28 protein-coding genes are annotated in these 22,396 nt (G+C 67.7%); 15 read left to right on the top strand and 13 right to left on the bottom strand.

The genetic code is table 11. From position 1 onward, the window contains the following. The first annotated feature begins 67 nt into the window (after nt 1–67). The 3 genes from ACO2SS_RS15225 to ACO2SS_RS15215 are packed head-to-tail and all read left to right on the top strand — an operon-like array spanning nt 68 to nt 1,995. A complete protein-coding gene (locus ACO2SS_RS15225; protein WP_423278523.1) occupies nt 68–1,405 on the top strand; it encodes a methyl-accepting chemotaxis protein in 1,338 nt (445 codons plus the stop codon). Between the two features lie 60 nt (nt 1,406–1,465). Beyond that, on the top strand, nt 1,466–1,723 hold the full coding sequence (locus ACO2SS_RS15220) for a type II toxin-antitoxin system Phd/YefM family antitoxin (RefSeq protein WP_423278522.1): 258 nt from the start codon (nt 1,466–1,468) through the stop codon (nt 1,721–1,723). Further along, the gene (locus tag ACO2SS_RS15215; RefSeq protein WP_423278521.1) at nt 1,720–1,995 is read left to right on the top strand and encodes a Txe/YoeB family addiction module toxin; all 276 of its coding nucleotides are present in this window, start codon (nt 1,720–1,722) and stop codon (nt 1,993–1,995) included. The genes ACO2SS_RS15220 and ACO2SS_RS15215 overlap by 4 nt, the downstream gene beginning before the upstream one ends. 4 nt (nt 1,996–1,999) lie before the next feature. On the opposite strand, the gene trpB is transcribed toward ACO2SS_RS15215, so the two are convergent. The 8 genes from trpB to sppA all read right to left on the bottom strand — a co-directional run bounded on the left by trpB (nt 2,000) and on the right by sppA (nt 7,095). After that, nucleotides 2,000–3,211 (bottom strand): tryptophan synthase subunit beta, encoded by a 1,212-nt coding sequence (trpB, locus tag ACO2SS_RS15210; protein ID WP_423278520.1) that lies wholly within the window; start codon nt 3,209–3,211, stop codon nt 2,000–2,002. Then, nucleotides 3,208–3,870 (bottom strand): phosphoribosylanthranilate isomerase, encoded by a 663-nt coding sequence (locus ACO2SS_RS15205; RefSeq protein ID WP_423278581.1) that lies wholly within the window; start codon nt 3,868–3,870, stop codon nt 3,208–3,210. The genes trpB and ACO2SS_RS15205 overlap by 4 nt, the downstream gene beginning before the upstream one ends. After that, nucleotides 3,864–4,148, bottom strand: a complete 285-nt coding sequence (locus tag ACO2SS_RS15200; RefSeq protein ID WP_423278580.1) for a DUF86 domain-containing protein — start codon at nt 4,146–4,148, stop codon at nt 3,864–3,866. Before ACO2SS_RS15200 ends, ACO2SS_RS15205 begins: the two co-directional genes overlap by 7 nt. Before the next feature lie 62 nt (nt 4,149–4,210). Beyond that, nucleotides 4,211–4,504 (bottom strand): hypothetical protein, encoded by a 294-nt coding sequence (locus tag ACO2SS_RS15195; RefSeq protein ID WP_423278519.1) that lies wholly within the window; start codon nt 4,502–4,504, stop codon nt 4,211–4,213. A 22-nt stretch (nt 4,505–4,526) separates the two neighbouring features. Then, the gene (locus ACO2SS_RS15190; RefSeq protein ID WP_423278518.1) at nt 4,527–5,375 is read right to left on the bottom strand and encodes an SDR family NAD(P)-dependent oxidoreductase; all 849 of its coding nucleotides are present in this window, start codon (nt 5,373–5,375) and stop codon (nt 4,527–4,529) included. A 69-nt stretch (nt 5,376–5,444) separates the two neighbouring features. Next, nucleotides 5,445–5,786, bottom strand: a complete 342-nt coding sequence (locus tag ACO2SS_RS15185) for a lipopolysaccharide assembly protein LapA domain-containing protein (RefSeq protein WP_423278517.1) — start codon at nt 5,784–5,786, stop codon at nt 5,445–5,447. A gap of 7 nt (nt 5,787–5,793) precedes the next feature. After that, entirely contained in the window at nt 5,794–6,108 is a 315-nt protein-coding gene (locus ACO2SS_RS15180) for an integration host factor subunit beta (protein ID WP_423278516.1), read from the bottom strand. Nucleotides 6,109–6,129: 21 nt separating this feature from the next. After that, a complete protein-coding gene (sppA, locus tag ACO2SS_RS15175; RefSeq protein ID WP_423278515.1) occupies nt 6,130–7,095 on the bottom strand; it encodes a signal peptide peptidase SppA in 966 nt (321 codons plus the stop codon). Between the two features lie 125 nt (nt 7,096–7,220). Between sppA and ACO2SS_RS15170 the strand changes: the two genes are divergently transcribed. Both ACO2SS_RS15170 and ACO2SS_RS15165 read left to right on the top strand, forming a co-directional pair. Then, on the top strand, nt 7,221–7,568 hold the full coding sequence (locus tag ACO2SS_RS15170; protein ID WP_423278514.1) for a DMT family protein: 348 nt from the start codon (nt 7,221–7,223) through the stop codon (nt 7,566–7,568). Between the two features lie 70 nt (nt 7,569–7,638). Beyond that, nucleotides 7,639–8,895, top strand: coding sequence for an MFS transporter (locus tag ACO2SS_RS15165; RefSeq protein ID WP_423278513.1), 1,257 nt, complete (start codon nt 7,639–7,641; stop codon nt 8,893–8,895). A gap of 67 nt (nt 8,896–8,962) precedes the next feature. Here the strand turns inward: ACO2SS_RS15165 and rpsA are convergent, their stop codons facing one another. The 5 genes from rpsA to fliM form a co-directional block, all read right to left on the bottom strand. After that, nucleotides 8,963–10,654 carry a 30S ribosomal protein S1 gene (gene rpsA / locus ACO2SS_RS15160; RefSeq protein WP_423278512.1) on the bottom strand — a complete coding sequence of 564 codons (1,692 nt, stop codon included), beginning with the start codon at nt 10,652–10,654 and terminating at the stop codon, nt 8,963–8,965. A 271-nt stretch (nt 10,655–10,925) separates the two neighbouring features. After that, complete coding sequence (locus tag ACO2SS_RS15155) at nt 10,926–11,543, bottom strand: 2-hydroxychromene-2-carboxylate isomerase (RefSeq protein ID WP_423278511.1); 618 nt, start codon at nt 11,541–11,543, stop codon at nt 10,926–10,928. Between the two features lie 103 nt (nt 11,544–11,646). Continuing rightward, nucleotides 11,647–12,447 (bottom strand): hypothetical protein, encoded by an 801-nt coding sequence (locus ACO2SS_RS15150; protein WP_423278510.1) that lies wholly within the window; start codon nt 12,445–12,447, stop codon nt 11,647–11,649. 276 nt (nt 12,448–12,723) lie between these two features. Next, nucleotides 12,724–13,743: a flagellar motor switch protein FliG gene (gene fliG / locus ACO2SS_RS15145; protein ID WP_423278509.1), complete on the bottom strand. Its 1,020-nt coding sequence runs from the start codon at nt 13,741–13,743 to the stop codon at nt 12,724–12,726. A gap of 11 nt (nt 13,744–13,754) precedes the next feature. Beyond that, nucleotides 13,755–14,783 carry a flagellar motor switch protein FliM gene (fliM, locus tag ACO2SS_RS15140; protein ID WP_423278508.1) on the bottom strand — a complete coding sequence of 343 codons (1,029 nt, stop codon included), beginning with the start codon at nt 14,781–14,783 and terminating at the stop codon, nt 13,755–13,757. Nucleotides 14,784–15,312: 529 nt separating this feature from the next. Between fliM and ACO2SS_RS15135 the strand changes: the two genes are divergently transcribed. From ACO2SS_RS15135 to ACO2SS_RS15090, 10 genes are all read left to right on the top strand, one after another. Next, complete coding sequence (locus ACO2SS_RS15135) at nt 15,313–15,618, top strand: STAS domain-containing protein (protein ID WP_423278507.1); 306 nt, start codon at nt 15,313–15,315, stop codon at nt 15,616–15,618. Continuing rightward, a complete protein-coding gene (locus ACO2SS_RS15130) occupies nt 15,615–15,980 on the top strand; it encodes a response regulator (RefSeq protein WP_423278506.1) in 366 nt (121 codons plus the stop codon). Before ACO2SS_RS15135 ends, ACO2SS_RS15130 begins: the two co-directional genes overlap by 4 nt. Before the next feature lie 29 nt (nt 15,981–16,009). Then, nucleotides 16,010–18,238, top strand: a complete 2,229-nt coding sequence (locus ACO2SS_RS15125; RefSeq protein ID WP_423278505.1) for a chemotaxis protein CheA — start codon at nt 16,010–16,012, stop codon at nt 18,236–18,238. Nucleotides 18,239–18,241: 3 nt separating this feature from the next. After that, the gene (locus tag ACO2SS_RS15120; protein WP_423278504.1) at nt 18,242–18,706 is read left to right on the top strand and encodes a chemotaxis protein CheW; all 465 of its coding nucleotides are present in this window, start codon (nt 18,242–18,244) and stop codon (nt 18,704–18,706) included. A gap of 4 nt (nt 18,707–18,710) precedes the next feature. Further along, nucleotides 18,711–19,577, top strand: a complete 867-nt coding sequence (locus ACO2SS_RS15115; RefSeq protein WP_423278503.1) for a CheR family methyltransferase — start codon at nt 18,711–18,713, stop codon at nt 19,575–19,577. Next, the gene (locus tag ACO2SS_RS15110) at nt 19,574–20,617 is read left to right on the top strand and encodes a protein-glutamate methylesterase/protein-glutamine glutaminase (RefSeq protein WP_423278502.1); all 1,044 of its coding nucleotides are present in this window, start codon (nt 19,574–19,576) and stop codon (nt 20,615–20,617) included. Before ACO2SS_RS15115 ends, ACO2SS_RS15110 begins: the two co-directional genes overlap by 4 nt. Next, the gene (locus tag ACO2SS_RS15105) at nt 20,617–21,006 is read left to right on the top strand and encodes a response regulator (RefSeq protein ID WP_423278501.1); all 390 of its coding nucleotides are present in this window, start codon (nt 20,617–20,619) and stop codon (nt 21,004–21,006) included. The genes ACO2SS_RS15110 and ACO2SS_RS15105 overlap by 1 nt, the downstream gene beginning before the upstream one ends. Then, a complete protein-coding gene (locus ACO2SS_RS15100) occupies nt 21,003–21,584 on the top strand; it encodes a chemotaxis protein CheD (RefSeq protein ID WP_423278500.1) in 582 nt (193 codons plus the stop codon). The genes ACO2SS_RS15105 and ACO2SS_RS15100 overlap by 4 nt, the downstream gene beginning before the upstream one ends. Before the next feature lie 20 nt (nt 21,585–21,604). Next, complete coding sequence (locus ACO2SS_RS15095) at nt 21,605–21,955, top strand: hypothetical protein (protein WP_423278499.1); 351 nt, start codon at nt 21,605–21,607, stop codon at nt 21,953–21,955. Between the two features lie 80 nt (nt 21,956–22,035). Then, nucleotides 22,036–22,299: a hypothetical protein gene (locus ACO2SS_RS15090; RefSeq protein ID WP_423278498.1), complete on the top strand. Its 264-nt coding sequence runs from the start codon at nt 22,036–22,038 to the stop codon at nt 22,297–22,299. Nucleotides 22,300–22,396: the final 97 nt, after the last annotated feature.

Raw genomic sequence — 22,396 nt, 5'->3', positions numbered from 1 at the left:
CCTTAGGCTTTACAGGATCTTTACGGCGTCCCGGCAAGCGTGATCCCGGGGACGGGGTTGCGCGCGCATGAGCAGTTACGAGGCCGATCTTCAGGCTCGGCGAGCGGCGCTTCACGTCACCCCAGAGACCGAGCGCGAGGTCCTCAGGATCGCGGAAGGCGCGGCCGGGCAGATCAGCCGGGCGATCGACGACTACACCGAGTCCTGGTCGGATTTCTGCGAGCACGACGAGGAGAAGCGGGAGGACGGCCGCAGGCTCGCCCGCCTGGAAGCCGCGTATTTCGAAGCGCTCCTCTCGGGGCCGATGGACCAGGCCTCCCACGAGCGCCTCTGCGCCGTGCACAAGGCCGAGCAGGAGACGGGCTACGGCTTCCGCGTCCATCTCGGCATGAGCACCCATGTCGCGGCAGCCCTGTTCGAAAGTATCGGCCGGCGCCATCGCTGGTCCGGACCCAAGACGGCCCGCCTCTGCGCGGCGCTCATCCGCTATCTCGGGGTCGACAACCTGAACGCCTTCCAGCTCGAGCGGGTGCATGCCCGCGAGACGGTGAAGCGGCGGAAGGCCACGATCGGGGAGGCGCTGGAGATGTTCGGGCAGGCCGCCTCCCACCTGCGGGCCGCCATGAATGACGCTTCGGGGGCTCTCGCTGAGACGTCATTGCGGACCGCGACGGCCGTCGAAGCCGCCCTCGACGCGTCGCAGCAGACGAGCGAGGCGGCCGACCGCGGCTCGAGCAATCTCGTCTCCACGGCGGCCGCGAGCGCGCAGCTCGTGGGCTCGATCGGGGAAGTCGACCGGCTCGCGAACCAGAGCCTCGATGCCGTGCGCGAGACGACCGCCACGGTCGGCTCCCTGCGGGACGAGGTCCAGGAGCTGGAGCGGGCCGCGCGCGAGATCGGCAGCGTCGTCACGATGATCGCCGGGATCGCGAGCCAGACGAATCTGCTCGCCCTGAACGCGACGATCGAGGCCGCACGCGCCGGCGAAGCCGGGCGCGGGTTCTCGGTGGTCGCCTCGGAGGTGAAGAGCCTCGCCGGCCAGACCGCGGCCGCGACGCGCGAGATCACCGCCCAGGTCGGCGCCATCCAGGCCGCCTCCGCGCGCTCCGCCGAGCAACTCGGGCGCATCCTGGGCATCATCGCCCAGGTGGAGGAAATCTCCGCCGCCGCCGCTGCCGCAACGAGCGAGCAGGCTTCCGCCACGGCGGCGATCGCCGACCAGGCCCGCTTCGCATCGGAGGCCGTGGCGACCATCCGGACCGCCGCAAACGGCGTGCGGACCATGATGCAGGACCTGAAGACCTCGATGGCCGCCATGGACGACGCGTCGCGACGCATCTCGGCCAATCGTGAGCGCTTCGACGAGGAGCTCGATCAGTTCTCGACGCGGCTGACCGCCGCGTAGGGGAAGCTTGCCGCAGAAGGAGGTCAGGTTTATGTACGTAATCGCGTACTGAGACTTGCCATGGCAATCGTGTCCTTTACCGAGCTCCGGGCCAACATGGCGAGCCATTTCGACCGGCTGGTCGCCGATCGAGACGAGCTTGTCGTCACGCGCCAGAACCGCGAACCAGTCGTGATCATGCCGCTCGCCGAGCTCGAAAGCTTGCGCGAGACGCTGCATCTGCTGAGCAGCGAAGAGAACGCACGGCGTCTCCGCCAATCGGTCAAGGAGCTCGATCGCGGAGAGGGCGTCGTCGTCGATAGCCTGCCTGACCCTTGAGGCTCGTCTTCGCGCCGCTCGCCTGGGAGGATTACCTTTACTGGCAGGAGCATGACCGTGCGGTGCTCAGACGCCTCAATGAGGTCATCCGGGACACCGTCCGCTCCCCGTTCTCCGGGGTAGGCAAGCCCGAGCCCCTGCGGGGCGAGTTCCAGGGCTGGTGGTCGCGTCGGCTCACCGGCGAGCACCGCCTGGTCTATCGGGTGGTCGGATCCGGAGAGGGCCAAAGCCTGGAGATCGCGTCCGCCCGCTTCCACTATCGGCGTCAGTGACGCGTCACATCCCCAGCATCTCGGCGACTTGCGGCACGTCCTTATCGCCGCGGCCGGACAGGTTGACCACCATCAGGTGATCGCTCGGCAGGGTCGGGGCGAGTTCGACCACCTTGGCGATCGCGTGCGAGGGCTCCAGCGCCGGGATGATGCCTTCCAGGCGGGACAGGAGCTGGAATGCCGAGAGCGCCTCGTCGTCCGTGGCGGACAGGTAGGTGACGCGCCCCAACTCGTGCAGCCACGAATGCTCCGGCCCGATGCCCGGATAGTCGAGCCCGGCCGAGATCGAGTGGGCGTCCGCGATCTGCCCGTCATCGTTCATGAGGAGGTAGGTGCGGTTGCCGTGCAGCACGCCCGGGCGGCCGCCCGTGAGCGAGGCCGCATGAAGGCTGTCGAGCCCATGGCCTGCCGCTTCGACCCCATAGATCGCGACCTCGCGGTCGTCGAGGAAGGGGTGGAAGAGGCCCATCGCGTTGGAGCCGCCGCCGATGCAGGCGACGAGCGAGTCCGGCAGGCGGCCTTCCGCTTCCAGCATCTGCTCACGCGTCTCCTCGCCGATGACCGACTGGAAGTCTCGCACCATCGCCGGATAGGGATGAGGGCCCGCGACCGTGCCGATGCAGTAGAAGGTCGTATCGACATTGGTGACCCAATCGCGGAGCGCCTCGTTCATGGCGTCCTTCAGGGTCTTGGTGCCGGACTCGACCGGCACCACCTCGGCGCCGAGCATGCGCATGCGGAACACGTTCGGCGCCTGCCGGGCGACGTCGACGGCGCCCATGTAGACGATGCATTCGAGGCCGAACCGCGCGCAGAGGGTGGCGGTCGCGACGCCGTGCTGGCCGGCACCCGTCTCGGCGATGATGCGCTTCTTGCCCATGCGGCGGGCCAGCAGGATCTGCCCGAGGACGTTGTTCACCTTGTGCGAGCCGGTGTGGTTCAGCTCCTCGCGCTTCAGGTAGATCTTGGCGCCGCCGAGATGCTCGGTGAGGCGCTCGGCGAAATAGAGCGGGCTCGGACGGCCTACGTAATGCGTGAGGTAGCCGTCCATCTCCGTCCGAAATTCGGGGTCGGCCTTCGCCTCCTCGTAGGCCTTTTCCAGGGCCAGGATGTTCGGCATCAGCGTCTCGGCGACGAAGCGGCCGCCGAACTTGCCGAACATGCCGCGCTCGTCCGGCCCGATCCGGAAGCTGTTCGGGGTGGGTTGCGCTGTCACGATGCGGTCCTGTCCTGCTGGGCGAAAGCCGCCCGTGCGGCCTCGATAAAGGCCCTGATCTTGTCCGGATCCTTTTCGCCCGGGCGCGCCTCGACGCCGGACGAGACGTCCACCGCCCTGACGCGCGTCTGCCCGATCGCCTCCGCAACGTTGGCCGGATCCAGCCCGCCGGACAGCATGACATCGAGCCGCGGGTCAAGGCCGTCAAGGAGCGACCAGTCGAAGGACAGGCCGTTGCCGCCCGGGAGGACGGCCCCGCGCGGCGGCTTCGCGTCGAGGATGAGCCGATCCACCACGCCGGCATAGTCTGCGGCGCGCGCGAGATCCGCCGCTTCGGCGATCCCGAGCGCCTTCATGACGGGTCGGCCCGTCCGCGCCCGGATCTCCGCCACCCGCTCGGGCGTCTCGCGGCCGTGCAACTGGAGGATCTCCGGTGCGAGAGCCTCGATGGCCTCGTCGAGCTCCGCATCGGTGGGGTCCACGACGAGCAGCACGCGCGACACGCGCCCGCGGGCGAACTCGGAGAGTTCGCGCCCGCGCTCCAGCCCGAGATGGCGCGGCGAGCGCGGGAAGCGCACGAAGCCCACCATGTCCGCCCCGGCCGCGATGGCGGCATCGAGCGTCGCGGGCGTGGACAGGCCGCAGATCTTGATCACGATGGGTCCTGCATCAATCGAATGAGGTCACCGACGGCCGAGATCAGCGAAGGGAAATCATTCGCGATGGCATTCGCGATGATATGCTCGTCATGCAACCAGTACTCATGGATAAGCCGATTTCGCATTCCGCGAATGGCCGGCCAAGGGATTTCAGGCGCGAGCCCTTGAACCGCAGGTGACACCTTCCCCAGAGCTTCGCCGACGACGATCACGTCGAGGATCAACGCCTGCCTCGTCAGGGGATCTGCCCAAACGGCTTTCCATCCGCGGTGCCCCACGAGGTCTATGGCCGCGCCCGCATGATCCCGCGCATCAGCAAGCCGTTCGAGGTCCGTTCGCGTCAAAGCGGCGACGCTCTTGCCGGGATCTCTTCGGCTGCTGAGCCATGCAATTCGCTGACGAGTACGATCCGGACGGGCTTGCCGAGAAGAATTCCGAGATCAACCTCCGCGCCGCTCAAGCCAAGAATGGATAGGCCATCGCCACGCTCCGCTAGAAACTCGGCATCCTCTTCGCCGCTCCAATGCCCAAGCGTGCCGGACGGCAGCAGCCCCACGATCTTGAGCGGGTACTTGGCCTCGATGCTCGCGACGTGATGTCGAAGGATCGAGCGATATGTCTCCGGTGCGTTCAAGCGAGCCTCCTGCTCGCGGATCTCACCCCCTCATATAAGCGTCGAACGCGTCCTTGTAATGCTCGTCCCAGCGCGAGAGAGCGGGGCGGTTCTCGATGATGTCGCCCACCGCCCAGGCCATTCGCTTCTCGTCCATCTCCCGGGTGACGTCGTTGTCCGGGCAGAGGATGTAGAAGTCGCCGCGCTCGATCGACGCCAGCATGAAGTCGACCGTCTGCTCCGGCGTCCAGGCCTCGGCGGGCTTCTCGGTCACGCCGCGCGCACGGGTCAGGCCCGTGAAGACGAAGCCCGGAATGAGCAGATGCGCCGTCACGAGGCACCCCGGAGCATTCCTGAGCTCGTGGGCCAGCGCCTCCGTCATCACCTTCAGGCCGGCCTTCGACACGTTGTAGGGCGTGTTGCCGGGGGGCGTCGTGATGCCCTGTTTCGAGCCGGTGTTGATGACGAGGCCCGGCCGCTCGCTCGCCATCATGTCCGGGACGAAAACCTGGACGCCCTGGATGGCGCCCCAGAGATTCACGTCGAGGATCCGGCGCCAGGTCCCGAGCGGGCTGAAGAACCGGCCGCCGAGCTCGATACCCGCATTGTTCATCAGGACGGCGACATCGCCGAGCTCGTCGGCTCGCGCCTTCAGGTGCAGCAGGTCCTGCATGCTGCCGACATCGGTCGGGATGGCCCGGACCTCGCCGCGCCCCGCGGCAGCCGCACGGACCTCGCGAAGGGCCTCGTCCAGATTCTCTCCCTCGATGTCGGCGAGGCAGACATTCATGCCCATCGCGGCGAAGGACGTCGCGGCCGCAAGGCCGATGCCGCTCGCCGCGCCCGTGACGACGGCAACGCGGCCCGGCTCGATGGCAGGATGGATCGGCATGCTCACCTCGTGAAAGCTAGACGAGGCGAGAACGACCGCGCGGCCGGAAGGCTCCCCGCCGGGCGTCGTTCAGTAGGTCGCGCCGGAGCTCGGCAGGGCCGGGCGGCTCTGCACGATGGTCGCGCGCAGCCGGTCGGCCTCCGCCTTCAGCCGGTTGATCTCGCGTGCGGACACCCGCCGCTCCCGCCGTTGGCGGCCGGAGGCGAGCCAGGAGCCGACCCCTCCCAGCACCACGCCGATCGCCACGGAGGCGAGGATCAGGGCGAAGAGCGGCAGCGTGATGCTCAGTTCCGGCTGGCCCTTCGCGAAGGGGTCGAAGGACAGCACCACGGGCGCACGATTCGCGACCGCGAGCAGCACCACGAGGATCGCGATGGGTAAGAGGATCAATGCCTTGAGAAAGCCCAGCATTCGTCTCCTACCCCGTGCTGTCGCCGTTCTCGGCACCCGGGGCCGAGAGGTTGAGGCGCTTGCGCATTTCCTTTCCGGTCTTGAAGACCGGGATGTTCTTTTCGCACACGGCGACGGTCGCTCCGGTCCGCGGGTTGCGGCCGCTGCGCGCGTCGCGCTTCTTCACCGAGAAGGCGCCGAAGCCGCGCAGCTCGACCCGGTCACCACGTGCCAGCGCATCGGCAATGGTGTCGAGTATAGCGCTGACGACCGTTTCGATGTCGCGCTGGTAAAGATGCGGATTTTGTTCCGCGATCTTCAGGACGAGCTCGGACTTGATCATACGGGTACGCGAGCTCTGACTTTAACGGTCGGTCGAATGAGGCTGCCAAACAGCCAGGAGACCGTCAAGCTTGACTGCGCCGAACGCCGTCGACCGAATCGAGGCGGCGAGCTCTTCGAACCCTGCAAGGTCGGCCCCGAAGGCCGCGAGCGACCAGAACGAGAACCGCGACGTGTCGCGCGGCTTCCAGTCCCGGACGGGGAGGCTGGCCGGGACGCCCTTCTCGCGCTCGAGCCATGCGATCGCGTCGCGCTCGGAGCCGAGCTGGTCGACGAGCTTGAGCGGAAGCCCCTGGCGGGCGCTGAAGACGCGGCCGTCGGACACGAACTGGAGCTGCTCTCCCGCGATGCCCCGGCGCTCGGAAACGAGGTGCTTGAACCACGCGAAGGTGTCGTTGACCACGGACTGGAGCGCCGCGATCGCCTCCGGCGGCGTAGGGCTGAAGGGTGACGGTTCCGCCTTCAACGGAGCCGACTTGATCGTCCCGACAGAGACGCCGACCTTGCCCATGAGGTTCGAGAAATCGGGATACTGGAACAGCACGCCGATCGAGCCGACGAGCGCGGTCTCGCGGGCGACGATCCGGTCGGCCGCCATCGCCGTGATGTAGCCGCCCGACGCCGCGAGCCCGTCCACGAACGCCACGGTCGGCTTCTTGGCCGACAGCTCGCGGATGCGCTGGAACAGCTCCTCCGAGCCCGACGTGGTTCCGCCCGGCGAGTTGATGGAGATCACCACCCCGCGCACGGCCGCGGAATCGCCGACCCGCTTCAGCAGGTCCGCCGTGCGCTGGTCGCCCGTGATGAGCCCCGAGATCGAGACGCGCGCGATCTGCTGCCCGGTCCCGGGCAGGCCGGCCCGGCCGCTCCAGACGAATGCGCCTGCTCCGACCGCGAGGACGAGCACCAGGATGGCCGCCACCCGCCAGAAGGAGAGTTTGCGGCGCAGGCGCCTCCGGTCCGCGATCATATCGGCATCGAATGCCATGTGACGTGTCCCTTGTTTCGGCCTGTACCTAGCGCCGACCTCCGTCGGGCCGCAAGCAAGCGTGGCCTTTGGTCTCGCGCCGGAACCTCCCGCCCGTTAATGCGCATCGTCCCGAAAGGCTCGCCATGACGCTGCGCTACATCGCCCCGATCGCCCTGCTCTTTGCGTCGAACGTCTTCATGACCTTTGCCTGGTACGGGCATCTCAAGTTCACCGAGCGCCCGCTCTGGATCGTGGTTTTCGCGAGCTGGGGGATCGCCTTCTTCGAATACTGGCTCGCGGTCCCGGCGAACCGAATCGGCCACCAGGTCTACAGCGCGGCCGAGCTCAAGGTGATGCAGGAGGTGATCACGCTGGTCGTCTTCGCGGGTTTCTCGGCGCTCTACCTGCGGGAGGCGCTGACCATCAATCACGCGATCGGCTTCGCCCTCATCGTGGCGGGCGCGTTCTTCGTGTTCAAGGCACCGCTCTGATCACACCGGTGTGACTGGCGGAACCCGCTTCCGCCGGACGGAGGTTCTGTACGGTTCGGAGGACGGTGCCATGTCCCAGTCCGACCTGCAGTGCCGTCTCTCGCTCGACGCGCTCAACTTCTTTCTTGCCGACGTGCGGGACGGGCTCGGCCCGTACCTCGCGATTTATCTCCTGACCGTCGAGAAATGGGATGCCGCGTCCATAGGCATCGTCATGTCGGTCGCCGGGGTGGCGACGATCCTCGCCCAGACGCCCGCGGGGGCTCTCATCGACCGCTCCCGCGCGAAGCGGGGAATTCTTGCGGCGGCTGCAATCGCCATCACGCTTGCCGCTGTGGCGCTGCCGTTCGCCCCCTCGTTCTGGAGCGTCGCCTCCCTTCAGGCGGTCAGTGGAGCCGCCGGCGCGATCTTTCCGCCAGCCGTCGCGGCCGTGACGCTCGGCATCGTCGGCCCGAAGGCATTCCCCCGTCGCGTCGGTCGGAACGAGGCCTTCAACCACGCCGGCAATGCGGTCGCGGCCGCGATCGCGGCGGGCGCGGCCTGGTTTGCTGGGCCGATCGCCGTCTTCTGGCTCATGGCCGCCATGACGGCCCTGAGCCTCGCGGCCACGCCCTTCGTGCCAGGCGACCGCATCGACCACGACATGGCGCGCGGTCTCGAAGAGGGCAGCGGGCAGGTCGAACATCAGCCGTCGGGCATCTCGGTGCTCGTGACCTGCCCGCCGCTGCTGGTCTTCGCGCTCTCCACGACGCTGTTCCACTTCGCCAATGCCGCGATGCTGCCGCTCGTGGGCCAGAAGCTCGCGCTGCAGGACAGGAATCTCGGCACGACCCTCATGGCGTCCTGCATCGTCGCCGCGCAGCTGGTGATGGTTCCCGTGGCGGTTCTCGTTGGACGGTTTGCGGACCGGGTGGGCCGCAAGCCGATCTTCCTGACGGGCCTCGCGGTGCTCACGCTGCGCGGGCTGCTCTATCCCGTCTCGGACAATCCGTTCTGGCTCGTTGGCGTACAGCTCCTGGACGGCGTCGGGGCGGGCATCTTCGGCGCGCTCTTCCCGCTGGTCGTGGCGGACCTGATGCGCGGCACGGGACGCTTCAACATCGCGCAAGGGGCCATCGCGACGGCCCAAGGGATCGGAGCGGCGCTCTCGACCACGGTGGCGGGCTTCATCGTCACCCGGGCCAGCTACAGCGCGGCGTTCGTGTTCCTCGCCTGCGTCTCGGCCTTCGGCCTCGCGGTGGCAAAGCTGTTCCTGCCGGAGACCCGCCGCGCTGCGGACGTCCGCGCCCGGACGGTGCCCTCCGGAGCTCTCAAGGCCGCGGAATGAAAAAGCCCGCGCGGATCGCTCCGCGCGGGCCTGAGACGTTCTCCGGGGCGGACCCCGGAGAGGATGCTTACTTGCGGTTCTTCAGAGCCGCACCGAGGATGTCGCCGAGCGAGGCGCCGGAATCCGAAGACCCGAACTTCTCCATCGCTTCCTTCTCCTCGGCCATCTCGAGCGCCTTGATCGACAGGGTGACGCGGCGCGCCTTCCGGTCGAACATGGTCACGCGGGCATCGACCTTCTCGCCCTTGGCGAAGCGCTCGGGGCGCTGGTCGCCGCGGTCGCGCGCGAGCTCGGCCCGGCGGATGAAGGTCTGCATGTCGGTGTCGACGATCTTCACCTCGATGCCGGAATCCTTCACGTCGACCACTTCGCAGGTGACGACCTGGCCCTTCTTCAGCTCGCCGGCATCCGCGAAGGGATCGCCAGCCATCTGCTTGATGCCGAGCGAGATGCGCTCCTTCTCGACGTCGACGTCGAGAACCTGGGCACGCACCACGTCACCCTTCTTGAACTCGTCGATGACCTGCTCGCCGGGACGGTTCCAGTCGAGATCCGACAGGTGGACCATGCCGTCGACGTCGTTCTCGAGGCCGATGAACAGGCCGAACTCGGTCTTGTTCTTGACCTCGCCTTCGACGACCGACCCGACCGGGTGCTGCTCGGCAAAGGCCTCCCACGGGTTCTGCAGGGCCTGCTTCAGGCCGAGCGAGATGCGCCGCTTGACCTGATCGACCTCGATGATGACCACCTCGACCTCCTGGGAGGTGGAGACGATCTTGCCCGGGTGGACGTTCTTCTTCGTCCAGGACATCTCGGAGACGTGGATCAGGCCCTCGATCCCCGGCTCCAGCTCCACGAAGGCGCCGTAATCGGTGATGTTGGTGACGCGGCCCTTGAGCTTCGCCCCGACCGGGTAGCGGGCGGCGATGCCCTCCCACGGATCGGCGAGGAGCTGCTTGATGCCCAGCGAGATGCGGTGCGTCTCGTGGTTGATCTTGATGATCTTCACCTTCACGGTCTGGCCGATATTCACGACCTCGCTCGGGTGATTGACGCGCCTCCATGCCATGTCGGTGACGTGCAGCAGGCCGTCGATGCCGCCGAGATCCACGAAGGCGCCGTACTCGGTGATGTTCTTCACCACGCCGTCGATGACCTGACCCTCTTCGAGGTTGGCCACGAGCTCGGAACGCTGCTCGGCGCGGCTCTCCTCGAGGACCGTGCGGCGCGACACGACGATGTTGCCGCGGCGGCGATCCATCTTCAGGATCATGAAGGGCTGCGGCGTGCCCATCAGGGGCGAAACGTCGCGGACCGGGCGGATGTCGACCTGGGAGCGCGGCAGGAACGCCACGGCGCCGTCGAGGTCGACCGTGTAGCCGCCCTTCACCTGGTTGAAGATCACGCCGTTGACGCGCTCGTTGGCCTCGAAGGCCTTCTCGAGCTTCACCCAGCTCTCTTCGCGGCGGGCCTTGTCACGGCTGATGACGGCCTCGCCGAGCGCGTTCTCGACACGCTCGAGATAGACCTCGACCTCGTCGCCGACCTTGATCGGCGTGTCGCCCCGGCCGGGTCCCGTGAATTCCTTGAGGGCAACGCGCCCTTCCGTCTTCGCGCCGACGTCGATGACGGCGACGTCCTTCTCGATCGCGACGACCTTCCCCTTGACGACCGAGCCCTCCTGGACCTCGGACTTCTCGAAGGATTCCGCGAGCATGGCCGCGAAATCTTCGCGGGCGGTTTGCAAAGCTGCTGACATTCAGTCTCCTGGTGCCCTGAAGGGCGGCGCCGGCGGTTCGTGTTGCATACGGTCTGCCTGTCGACTTGGTCCCGCGCACCCCTCTGAGGTGTCTGGCAGGACCCACTGCCCGAAGGCAGGCCGGCGCGTCGTCGACGGGCGAGATCGGTATCCGGCGGGCTGGCGGGAGGGACCCGTCGCGAGCGCACCCGCACGGCATCCTTCATCATCGTCTCGTCGGAACGGTGCTCATTTAATCGATCGGCCCCGCAGCGACAAGTTGTTTCGCCCTCTAGCCCGGGCGTCCGGCCCTTGTTGCCCAGGCGAGGGCCCGATCAAGGCGGTCGTTACCCCAAAAGATCTCGCCGTCAGGCGTGATGAAGGTCGGTGCGCCGAATATTCCGAGCGCCCTGGCCGCGTCGCACTGCGCCCGCAGCAGCGCCTTGTTCTCCTCCGCTTGGGCGGCCGCGATCACGGCGCGCGGGTCGAGCGCGAGGTCCAGCAGCAGCGTGGCCATGATGTCGGGATCGGAGATCGAGCGCCCTTCGCCGAACTGGGCGAAGAACACCGCCTTCGTGAAGGCAGGACCCCACCCCGCCTGCCGAAGCCCGAGAAGCGCGATGCGGGCGGGCAGGAGCGAGTTCTGCGGGAACGGGTCGGGCCGGCGGCAGGGCAGGCCGAGGGCGGCCGCCTCGCGCTCCATGTCGCGCCACATGTAGCGGCCCTTCGCCGGGTAGAGGTTGAAGGGCGAGGTGGTCCAGCCCTGGGCGGCGAAGATCGGTCCGAGCAGGAAGGGGCGCCAGGCGATCTCCACCCCAGCCCGCTCCGCCTCGCGCTCGATGCGCATGGCGGCGAGATACGAGTAGGTGGAGGCGAACTCGTACCAGAATTCTAGAACGGGGCGGGGCATGCGGGCGGTCCGAAGCGCCCCGCGCCGTCCCACGTGCCGGCGCCGGTGTCAAAGCGCGGCCCTGGCAATCTCGCTCAACGTCGCCGACGGGCTTCTCGCCCAGTCACGTATTGTAGGTCGGCGAACCCGTGCCGTTATAGATCTGGAAGCCCCGGGTGGAGAATTCGTCGAAACGCGACCCGTTCATGAAGATGCGCTTGGCGGCATTGCCGCCAGGATCGGTGCCGTCGAAGGCGAGGCAGGGCCGGCCCGGGAGTTCCGGGCACTTGAACTCCTTCACCTGCACCTTGGCGGGCTTGGTGACGTGGAGGTCGGTCCCGCCCGGCCTGCCCCATTCGGCGATGATCAGCGTTCCCCCCGTGCGGGCGCCGCCGACGCCGATCGTCGGGGTGAATTCCTGGACGAGGGCGATGTGGCGCCAGCGATTGCCCCTCGTGTCGGGTGCCCCGAAAGTGGCCAGGATCGTCCCCGCCTTGATGTCGTCCAGGTTCTCGACGGGCGGCACGGGCAGCAGCCCTCGGCTCGTATAGAGGTCGGGTGTCGCGCCCTGCATGGCCCCGTTCGGGTAGCCGCGCGCATATGCGGCGATCGAGGTGGAGGGCGAGATCCCGCAATAATTGCCGACAAAAGCGTTGCAGTCCGTCCCGAACCAGGTCTTGGCGTAGGCCTGGGCCGTCACCGGGAACTTGAACCTGCCCGCGAAGAAGGCGAGGCGGATCGCGTCCCGAATCTCGTCGGGCGAGGCCCGGCACTCATAGGCTCGCCGGAGCGAGTGCCGATAGAAGTATTCGTCCGGATCGATCCGGGAATCCCCCGCGAGCCTGAACTCGGCCGGTACCTGATTGGGCCCGGACAGCTTCAGCTTGCGGGCGAGCACGCTGAGAACGGCATAGAATTCATCCATGCCGCCGCTCGGCCACCCGGAGACGTATCGAGTTATGTCGACTTGCCCCCGGAGTCCTAGCCGTGCGTCATCTATCGAGACGCCGTGGTAGGTGGACTCGAAGATCGCTGGGTCCATGGGGATTCCAGTGAGCGGCGAGTAAAGCTAACACGAGGCGCCGTGTTACTAAAGGTCAATCTGCACACGGAGTGCTGATCGCACCGCGACGACTGTCGGCCATCTTGGAATGCGGCCGACTCAATTCGGAGGTCGAGGTGCCGGCTTTGCGGCGCGCCGCTAGACGAACTCGTCGTCCCGGTTGCGGCCGATCATGATCTCGCCCCTGGCCTCCAGTTCCTTGGCGATCTGGATGACGGTGGCCTGCGCCTGATCGACATCGCGCAGGCGCATGGGGCCGAGCGCCTCGAGGTCGTCCATGAACAGCTTCGCGGCCCGGCTCGACATGTTGGTCGTGAAGGCTTCGCGCGCCTTGTCGTTCGCGCCTTTCAGGGCGCGGGCGAGCAGCCCCTTGTCGAGGGTGCGGAGCAGGGTCTGGATCGCGGCCGGTCCAAGATTGGTCAGGTCCTCGAAGGTGAACATCAGCTCCTTGATGCGCGTCGCGGCAGCCTCGTTCGTCCGCTCGAGCGCGATCATCAGCCGCCGCTCGCTCTGCCGGTCGAGGTTGTTGAAGACCTCCGCGATCGCCTCGTGCGAGTCGCGCCGCTGCGTGCGCGAGAGCCCGGACAGGAATTCGGCGTGGAGCACCTGCTCGACGCTCTCCAGCGCCTCGCGCTGGACGTTGTTGAGCGTCAGCATGCGGTTGAGGATCTCGGTCGCGAAGGACTCGTCCAGGAGCGCGAGGGTCTTGGCCGAGATCTCGGCCGGCAGCCGGGACAGGATCAGGGCGACCGTCTGCGGGTGCTCGCCCTTGAGGTAGGCCGACAGCAGGGAGACGTCGACGCTGGACAGCTTGTGCCAGACGTTGCGGCTCGCCTGGCCGCGGATCTCGTCCATGATGACGTCGGCCTTCTCCTTCGGCAGGACGCCGCGCAGGAAGGCCTCCGTCCGATCGTAGTTGCCGACGATCCTGTCCTGTTCGGAAAGGTTCTGCGCGAATTCCTCCGCGATTGCCTCGATGCTCGATCGCGGCACGGTGCCGAGTTCGGCCATGGCGAGCGAGAGCCTCTTCACCTCCTCCTCGTCGAGGTGCTCCCAGATCGGCGCGCTGCGCTCCTCCCCGAGCATCAGCATGATCGTCGCCGCCTTGCGTGCGCCGCTCAGGTCGTCCCGGCCCTTGGCATCCATCATCGTCGACATGGGTCAGGCGTTCAGGCCGGGGGTTCGTGCTCGTAATGCGGTTTCGCGACGGTCTGGCCGATCTTCACGGCCACGTGGCTCCCGGCGCGGCCCATGCGCCCCCGGGTGAGCAGCACGTCCGCACAGCGGAGCTGTACGAGATGGTCCGGCCCGATGTCGAACATCAGCGTGTCGCCGATCGCGAGGTTGAGCACGCGTCCGAGCGGCAGCATCTGCTCGTGCAGCACCGCCGTCAGCTTCACCTCCGAGCGGCTGACCTCCGTCACGAGGTGCTGTTGCCAGACGTCGTCCTGGCCGAGCCGGTCGCCGACATAGGAGAGGCTCAGGGCCTCGCGGATCGGCTCCAGCGTGACGAAGGGCAGGACGATGTCGAAGAACCCCTGGAGGGTTCCGAGCTCGACCTTGAAGGTGGCGAGCGCGATGATGTTCTGCGGCTGCGTGATCGAGGCGAAGCGCGGGTTCGTCTCGAAATGGTCGAGCACGAACTCCACCGGCGATATCGAGCTGAACGCCTCGCGCGTGTCGCCAAGGACCGCTTCGACGAAGCGTCGCAGCATGTTCATCTCGATGGACGAGAAGGACCGGCCCTCGACGATCGGCGGGGAGAGGTTCGCGCTGCCGCCGAAGACGACGTCGATCAGCGCATAGACCAGGCTCGAATCCACCGTGATCAGCCCGAAATTGTTCCAGGGCTGGGCCTTCACGACGCCGATGAGGGAGGGAAGCGCGATCGAGTCGAGGTACTGGCCGAACCGCACCGAGGTGATCCGGTCGAGCTGCACCTCGACGAGGTCGGACGTGATCTTGCGGGCCGAGATCCGCAGCAGCTTCACGAGGCGGTCGAAGACCGCCTCCAGCATGGGGATGCGCTCGTAGGGGACGGTCGGCGCGTGGACGAGGGCGTCGATGCCGGACGGGCTCTGGACGGGGCCGCCGAAGCCGCCAAGCCCGAGAAAATCGTCGATCGACGCCTGGTTGAACGGCGCGTCCTGTTCGGCTTCGCCGCCCTGCCCGGGTTCGAGAATTGTCGGGTTCGCCATCCGTCGTTCCGATCCGTCGGACGTGTCGCCCGCGTCGCGGAGACCCCCTGGAAAACCGGCCGGCCTGAAGGCCGCGGTCATGCTCCGTGTAGGACTGATTATGGTTTCCGGGAGGTTAACGAATGCTTGCGCCGCGGGCTCCCGCTATGAGCCTTCGGCCGTGTGCCCAGCCCGCATCCGGCGCGAGAGCGGAGGTTCGCTCCTCCAACGGGAATCGCAAGGTCCTCTTCTACCCCGGCAAGAGCTCTCGCCTCGATTTTGGGGAAGCTTCGGACGATCGCCCGGCGGGGCGCAGGGCGGCCCGCGGCAGAGAAGTTTTAGGAAATCTCGTCTACGCCTCCGGGGCCGTTAATCAGATGGATCGGGTTGCGCAGCAGAATGCCGCCACCGTCGCGCAACCGGTTGCCGGAGCACCCGGGTCCGGCTGGGCGCAGCGCCCGACCTCTCAGGGTGAGCGGGCGCTGCTTCGCGGCGGTGCGCAAGCCGCAGCCGACGGAAGACGGCTGGGAAGAGTTCTGAGGAGCGCGGGATGCAGCCGGCACTAGAGACACAGGCAGCGACGCTGAAGCTGCGGCCCGTCCTCGATCTCACGGCCGCAGCGCCGCTGAAGGAGGAATTCGGCGCCCTGCGCGGCAAGGCGGTCTGCGTGGATGCGACGGATGTGGACCGCGTCGGGGCGCTCTGCCTCCAGGTCATCATGTCCGCCCATTCGACCTGGACGTCGGACGGGGTGCCCTTCTCGCTGGGCGGGACCTCCCCGGCTTTCGAAGAGGGCCTGGAGACGCTCGGCGCGTCGTTCCTCCTCTTCTCCATCTCCCGGGAGTGCGTGCGGTGAGCAAGACCATCCTGACGATCGATGATTCCCGCACGATGCGGGACATGCTGATGCTGGCCCTCACGGATGCCGGCTACCGCGTCGTCCAGGCGGTGGACGGCGTGCACGGGCTGGAAATGCTCGGGGCCGAGAAGCCCGACGTGATCATCACGGACATCAACATGCCGCGCATGGACGGGTTCGGGGTGATCGAGAGCGTGCGGCGCGACGACAAGCATCGGGCGACGCCCATCCTGGTCCTCACCACCGAGAGCGATGCGGCCAAGAAGGAACGGGCGCGGGAGGCGGGCGCCACCGGCTGGATCGTGAAGCCCTTCAATCCCGAGAAACTCGTCAGCGCGATCCGCCGCGTCGCGGCCTGATCGACCACAGTCCCAGAAGGGCGCGTCACGTGGATCCCCTCGCTTCCATCAAGGTCACATTCTTCCAGGAATGCGAGGAGCAGCTCGCCGAACTCGAGGTCGGCCTTCTCGCCATGAAGGAGGGCGAGTGCGATTCCGAGACGGTGAACGCCGTCTTTCGCGCCGTGCACTCGATCAAGGGCGGCGCCGGTGCCTTCAGCCTGACCGACCTCGTCCGCTTCGCCCACGTCTTCGAGACGGTCCTCGACGAGATGCGAGCCGGCCGGCTGGCACCCGATGGCCCGATCCTGGACGTGATGCTGCGCGCCTCCGACGTGCTCGCCGACCTCGTGCGGGCCACGCGCGACGGCACCGCGATGGACGAGGCTCGCGCCCAGGCCCTGATGGCCGAGCTCGGTGAACTCACCGGGACGGAGCAGGACGCCTCGGCCGGGGACGAGTTCCTGGATCTCGACTTCGCGCCGATCGTCGTGGCGATCGACCTGCCCGAGAGCGAGCCGGCACCGCTCGAGGGAGTGGTCGCGCCTGCCGAGAGCCGGATCGTCACCTTCAAGCCCACGAGCGCACTCTACGCCAAGGCGAACGAGCCGGCCGTGCTGCTGCGCGAACTCGCGTCGCTCGGCAGGACGGCGATCGAGCTGGATGCAAGCACACTCCCGCTCCTCGACGCGCTGGAGCCCGAGGCGGCCTATTTCCGATGGACTGCCAGGGTGGCCACGGCCGACGAGGCAGCCATCCGAGAGGTCTTCGACTTCGTCGAGGGCGATTGCGAACTGGCCATCGACAATCCGGACGAGACGGCCTTCGCCGGTATCGCGCCGGTCCCGGTCGAGCCCGCGACGGCGGCTGTGCCCCTCGATGAGCTCGACATCAAGGCGCTGATCGCGCGCGCCACGGGCGGGGTGACCCAGGTCGCCACCGCTACCCCGGAAGCCGCCCGGGACGCATCGGAGCAGCCGGTCGCCGAGGTGATCCCCCTGAAGGAGCACCCGGCGCGCGCGGCCGAGCCTCAGGCCAGGAAGGAGGAGGTGCAGCCCGTTCCGGCAGCCTCGCCGACGATCCGCGTCGACCTGGACCGCGTCGACCGCCTCATCGACCTCGTGGGCGAACTCGTTATCAATCAGGCGATGCTGGCGCAGCGCGTGCTCGAGAGCGGAGTCGCCCGCTCGTCCGGGATCGTGGTCGGCCTCGACGACCTCGAACTCCTGACGCGCGAGATCCAGGACAGCGTCATGGCGATCCGGGCGCAGCCCGTGAAATCCGTCTTCCAGCGCATGCCCCGCCTCGTGCGCGAGGTCGCCAGCGCGACCGGCAAGCAGGTCCGCCTCGTCGTGGAGGGCGAGGGCACGGAGGTCGACAAGACGGTCATCGAGCGCCTCACGGACCCGATCACTCACATGATCCGCAACGCGATCGACCACGGGCTCGAATCGCCCGAGCGGAGGCGCGAGGCCGGAAAGCCGGCGGAGGGCGTCGTCCGCCTCTCGGCCCTGCATCGCAGCGGCCGCATCGTCATCGAGGTCTCCGATGACGGCGGCGGGATCAACCGCAGGCGCGTGCGGGAGATCGCGGTCGGCAAGGGCCTTATTCCACCCGACGCGAGCTTGAGCGACGAAGAGACGGACAACCTCATCTTCATGCCGGGCTTCTCGACGGCCGAGACGGTGTCCGACATCTCCGGCCGGGGTGTCGGGATGGACGTGGTCCGGCGCTCGATCCAGGCACTGGGCGGTCGCATCAGCATCGCGTCCCGACCGGGCCAGGGCTCGACCTTCACGCTGAGCCTGCCGCTTACGCTGGCCGTGCTCGACGGCATGGTGGTGTCGGTCGGCGGCCAGACCTTCGTGCTGCCGATCACCGCCGTCATGGAGACGCTGCAGCCCAAGGCTGCCGCCGTGCGCAATCTGGCGGGAAGCGTCCCGCTTCTCCTGATACGCGGCCGCTACGTGCCGATCCTCGATATCGGGCATCGGCTCGGCTACCGGCCCACGCCGATCGAGCCCACGGAGGGCGTCGCGCTCCTCGTGGAGGGCGAGGATGGGCGGAGCGCCGCTCTCCTCGTCGATCAGATCCTGGGCCAGCGGCAGGTGGTCATCAAGAGTCTCGAGGCGAACTACCAGCGCGTCGCCGGGATCGCGGCGGCGACGATCCTCGGGGATGGCCGCGTCGCCCTGATCCTCGATGTCGACGCCGTCATCGCCGGCCCGTCCTGCGACGCCGCCGCGATCACAGAAACCCGCCTCCTCGCAGCAGGCTGATCCATGAATACCGAAAGCAACGTGCAAGGGGCCGACCGGAAGGAACTGATTGCCTTCCGCATCGGCGCCCAGGAATTCTGCATCGACATCCAGGCCGTGCGCGAGATCCGGGGCTGGACCCCCGCGACGCCGCTGCCCCACTCGCCGGGCTTCGTGCGTGGCGTGATCAACCTGCGGGGGGCCGTCCTTCCCGTCGTGGACCTCGCCGCGCGGCTCGGCCTGGAGACGACCGACCCGACCGCCCGCCACGTCATCATCGTGTCCCGAATCGGCGAGCAGCTGGTCGGGCTCCTGGTCGATGCCGTGTCCGACATCCTGACGGTGTCCGAGGATGCGCTGCAGCCAACGCCCGACGTCGCCTACGACCCCGCCGGTGCGTTCGTGAAAGGCCTCCTGCCGGTAGACGGGCGACTGATCAGCCTGGTCTCGCTCGATCGCATGCTCCCCGAACAGGCCAAGGCCGCCTGAAGCAATGTCGACCTTGTCGGTGCGGCAGGCCGGGAGCTCCATCGCGGGCGGTGAATTCCCCTTCACCGAGCGGGATTTCCGGCAGATCGCCGCGATGCTCTACGCGGATGCCGGGCTCGCGCTGCCGGAGAGCAAGGCGACGCTGGTCTATTCCCGCCTCGCGAAGCGGCTGCGGGCGCTCGGCCTGGAGAGCTTCCGGGCCTATTGCGAACTCGTGTCCAATGCGGAGGGTGCGGGCGAGCGGCGCAACATGCTCGCTGCGCTGACCACGAACGTCACGCGCTTCTTCCGCGAACCGCACCACTTCGACGATCTCGGGCGAAAGGTCCTGCCGGGCCTCGTCTCGCGCCTGCGGCAGGGTGGCCGGGTGCGGATCTGGTCCGCCGGCTGCTCGACGGGTCAGGAGCCCTATTCGATCGCGCTGACGCTCCTGGGGATGATGCCGGACGCGCCCGAGCACGACGTGAAGATCCTCGCCTCCGACATCGACCCGAACGTCATCATCGCGGGACGGCGCGGCATCTACCCGCGGACGGAGGTCGCGCCGATTCCCGCGGAACTCGCTCAGCGCTGGATGGTGCCGCGGGACGCCGGAGCGCTGGAGGTGGGGGACGCGATGCGGGCGCTCGTGGCGTTTCGCGAGCTTAACCTGGTCGGCCCCTGGCCGATGAAGGGACGCTTCGACGTGATCTTCTGCCGGAACGTCGTCATCTACTTCGACGAGGAGACGCAGCACCGGATGTGGGGGCGCTTCCGCTCCACCATGCAGCCCGGCGGACGCCTCTATGTCGGACATTCGGAGCGCGTGACCGACGGGGCGTTCCGGAGCGATGGGCTTACCGCCTACGCCCTCGCCGGAGCCCCCGCGTGACGAAGACAACCGTTCTCGTCGTCGATGATTCGCTGACGATGCGGAGCATCGTGTCGGCGGTGCTCCAGAGCGATCCGGAGATCGAGGTGGTGGGGACCGCCGGCGATCCCCTGCAGGCGCGCGAAGCCATCAAGGCCCTCAATCCGGACGTGGTCACGCTCGACATCGAGATGCCGAACATGAACGGCCTCGATTTCCTCGAGAAGATCATGCGCCTGCGGCCCATGCCCGTGATCATGATCTCGACCCTGACGCAGCATGGCGCGGAATCGAGCATCCGGGCGCTCGAGCTCGGGGCCTTCGATTGCGTCGGCAAGCCGGCTGGCGGGGTATCGGCCGCCGAGGCATTCGCGGAGCTTCCCGCGAAGGTGAAGGCCGCCAAGCGCTCGCGGCCGCGCCAGGCGAATCTCGCGGGCCGGTCGCCGTCTCCGCCCGGCCAGACATTCGAGCCGAACGGGCGCGTCGTCGCGATCGGGTCCTCCACGGGAGGCGTCGAGGCTCTGCTGACCATCGTCTCGCGGTTTCCGGCAAATTGCCCGCCGACCGTGATCACGCAGCACATGCCCGCCAGCTTCACGGCCAGCTTCGCCCAGCGGCTCGATCGCTTCAGCGCCGCCAAGGTGACCGAGGCGAAGGAGGGCGCGCCGCTCCTGCCCGGCCATGTCTACCTGGCGCCCGGCGGCGGTGCGCATCTCGAGATATCGGGCCTGACCTCGCTCCGCTGCCGGCTGCGCGACGGCGATCTCGTCAGCGGGCACCGTCCCTCCGTCGATCGCCTGTTCGAGTCGGTTTCAGCGGCGGTCGGCGCCGAGGGCGTCGGCGTCATCCTGACCGGGATGGGCCGCGACGGCGCACGGGGACTCCTGGCGATGCGGCGAGGGGGCGCATCGACGATCGGCCAGGATGAGGCGACGTCGGTCGTCTACGGCATGCCCCGCGTCGCGCAGGAAGTCGGGGCCGTGGAAAAGCAGCTGCCTCTTTCGAGGATCGCCGGCGAGGTTCTCCGGCTTTGCAATCACGTGATGGATGAGAGGGTCTGATGCCCGCCGCCAAGCAGATCAGCGTCATGATCGCCGACGATCAGGCATCGATGAGAACACTCATCCGGACCAGCCTCGAGCAGATCGGGTTCGTCGATATCCGTGAAGCGCGGGACGGGGAGGAGTGCCTGAAGGGCGTCATCACGCGCCCGGTGAACCTCGTCATATCCGACTTCAACATGCCGAACCTCGACGGGATCGGTCTCCTGCGCTCCCTGCGGGTTCACCCGCCGACCAGCAAGATCGCGTTCATCATGCTGACCGGAAGAGCGGATATCGAGCTGCTGAAGCAGGCCAAGGAATATGGCGTCAACAATTACGTGGTGAAGCCGTTCACCCTCGCCGGACTACGCGAACGGATCGAGGCGGTGTTCGGAAAGCTTTCGTGACCGGAATTGCTCGACGCGAAGCCCCAGAGAGTGACAGGATCGAGGCCAGGAAGACCCGGCGCCTGCATATCGTGCAGGGCGAGTACGAGGTCAGCCCCGACCCGGACGTCGTGCTGACGACGCTCCTGGGATCCTGCGTCGCCGCCTGCATCCACGACCCCGTCGCCGGCGTCGGAGGCATGAACCACTTCCTCCTGCCGGAGGCGGATGGGCCCGCCAGCGCGCATGTCCGCTATGGCGTCAACGCGATGGAGCTGCTCATCAACGGCATCCTGAAGCTCGGCGGCCGGCGCGAACGCCTGCATGTCTGGCTGTTCGGCGGGGCGCGACTATTCGACCGCCTCACCGACATCGGCTCCCAGAACGCCGATTTCGCCGAGGCCTTCGTCAGGCGGGAAGAGCTGATCGCGATGGGCGGGAGCCTGCGGGGGAGCAAGGCCCGGCGCGTGCAGTTCTGGCCCGCCACCGGTCGCGTCCGGCAGCTCTTCGTCGACAAGCTCGATCCGGCGGCGATCCTCCCGACACTCGACCCCGCCGGCTCGGCGAGAGCCGGCGGCTCCGATGTCGAACTCTTCTGATCGCCCGGCGGGGATCGAACATGCCGTCTGAGCAGGCGAGCCTGGCCCAAGTCCTGGGCGCTCTTCAGGGGGAGGTCGCGGACCTCGCGCAACGGAGCGAAGGTGTCCAGGAGGCGCTCTCGCGCGTGCTGGCCTCGGCGGATCTGACGAGCGCAGACCTCGTCGCCGTCCAGGACCTCGACCTGATCGCGCAGCACCTCGGCGCCCTCGCGGCCTTTGTGGAGAGCCTCTCCGCCCAGGTTGCAGAGGACTGGACCGTCACGCCGGCGCTTGCGGCCGCGACGATCAGCCTCTCCGGGCTCGCGCGACGCCTCTCGTTGCAGCCCTCGGGCGGCGAGACGGACCCGTCCGACGATCCTCTGCTGTTCTGATCGCGCCGGGAGGCCGACGCCGCGGAATCCCGCAGGATTCACTTGCCGAACGTCCTTCGGGCGGGCATCCTCACAGGGCAATGTCCGTCGTTACCGTCGCGCTTCTGGTGTTGGCGATCATCGGCACCGCGCTCTTCTGCGTGGCGCTGGGGATCTACAATCGCCTTGTCGTGCTCACGAGCATGCTCGTGGAGCTTCGGGAACTCGCGGCTGGAAGCCAAGGCGAACTGGTGAAGACGAAGGAAGGGATCGGAAAGGTCCACGTCGATCTCGGGCGCCTGGTCAGCAACGCCAATGTCGCGTCCGAGCTCGTCCGCACCGTGACGCGGCTTCCCACCCGCTAGAGTAGCGCCGCAGGCCCCGACCCGGCCGCCAGCCAGATTTCGCCGGGTTGATGCAGCCCGGCCGCTTGCCTTCGGGGCGCGGAGCGGCATGGCTCCG

Source organism: Enterovirga sp. CN4-39 (assembly GCF_049446235.1).
In the GTDB taxonomy this organism is placed as follows: domain Bacteria; phylum Pseudomonadota; class Alphaproteobacteria; order Rhizobiales; family Beijerinckiaceae; genus Enterovirga.
This window is presented reverse-complemented; position numbering and strand designations above follow the sequence as displayed.

Excerpts from the sequence above, each read along its gene's own strand:
- ACO2SS_RS15170 (WP_423278514.1), top strand. The coding sequence starts at position 7,221 with ATGACGCTGCGCTACATCGCCCCGATCGCCCTGCTCTTTGCGTCGAAC.
- ACO2SS_RS15165 (WP_423278513.1), top strand. The coding sequence starts at position 7,639 with ATGTCCCAGTCCGACCTGCAGTGCCGTCTCTCGCTCGACGCGCTCAAC.
- ACO2SS_RS15225 (WP_423278523.1), top strand. The coding sequence starts at position 68 with ATGAGCAGTTACGAGGCCGATCTTCAGGCTCGGCGAGCGGCGCTTCAC.
- ACO2SS_RS15220 (WP_423278522.1), top strand. The coding sequence starts at position 1,466 with ATGGCAATCGTGTCCTTTACCGAGCTCCGGGCCAACATGGCGAGCCAT.
- ACO2SS_RS15155 (WP_423278511.1), bottom strand. The coding sequence starts at position 11,543 with ATGCCCCGCCCCGTTCTAGAATTCTGGTACGAGTTCGCCTCCACCTAC.
- ACO2SS_RS15190 (WP_423278518.1), bottom strand. The coding sequence starts at position 5,375 with ATGCCGATCCATCCTGCCATCGAGCCGGGCCGCGTTGCCGTCGTCACG.
- ACO2SS_RS15095 (WP_423278499.1), top strand. The coding sequence starts at position 21,605 with ATGCCGTCTGAGCAGGCGAGCCTGGCCCAAGTCCTGGGCGCTCTTCAG.
- ACO2SS_RS15135 (WP_423278507.1), top strand. The coding sequence starts at position 15,313 with ATGCAGCCGGCACTAGAGACACAGGCAGCGACGCTGAAGCTGCGGCCC.
- ACO2SS_RS15090 (WP_423278498.1), top strand. The coding sequence starts at position 22,036 with ATGTCCGTCGTTACCGTCGCGCTTCTGGTGTTGGCGATCATCGGCACC.
- rpsA (WP_423278512.1), bottom strand. The coding sequence starts at position 10,654 with ATGTCAGCAGCTTTGCAAACCGCCCGCGAAGATTTCGCGGCCATGCTC.
- ACO2SS_RS15150 (WP_423278510.1), bottom strand. The coding sequence starts at position 12,447 with ATGGATGAATTCTATGCCGTTCTCAGCGTGCTCGCCCGCAAGCTGAAG.
- ACO2SS_RS15180 (WP_423278516.1), bottom strand. The coding sequence starts at position 6,108 with ATGATCAAGTCCGAGCTCGTCCTGAAGATCGCGGAACAAAATCCGCAT.
- fliM (WP_423278508.1), bottom strand. The coding sequence starts at position 14,783 with ATGGCGAACCCGACAATTCTCGAACCCGGGCAGGGCGGCGAAGCCGAA.
- ACO2SS_RS15105 (WP_423278501.1), top strand. The coding sequence starts at position 20,617 with ATGCCCGCCGCCAAGCAGATCAGCGTCATGATCGCCGACGATCAGGCA.
- sppA (WP_423278515.1), bottom strand. The coding sequence starts at position 7,095 with ATGGCATTCGATGCCGATATGATCGCGGACCGGAGGCGCCTGCGCCGC.
- ACO2SS_RS15120 (WP_423278504.1), top strand. The coding sequence starts at position 18,242 with ATGAATACCGAAAGCAACGTGCAAGGGGCCGACCGGAAGGAACTGATT.
- fliG (WP_423278509.1), bottom strand. The coding sequence starts at position 13,743 with ATGTCGACGATGATGGATGCCAAGGGCCGGGACGACCTGAGCGGCGCA.
- ACO2SS_RS15115 (WP_423278503.1), top strand. The coding sequence starts at position 18,711 with ATGTCGACCTTGTCGGTGCGGCAGGCCGGGAGCTCCATCGCGGGCGGT.
- ACO2SS_RS15185 (WP_423278517.1), bottom strand. The coding sequence starts at position 5,786 with ATGCTGGGCTTTCTCAAGGCATTGATCCTCTTACCCATCGCGATCCTC.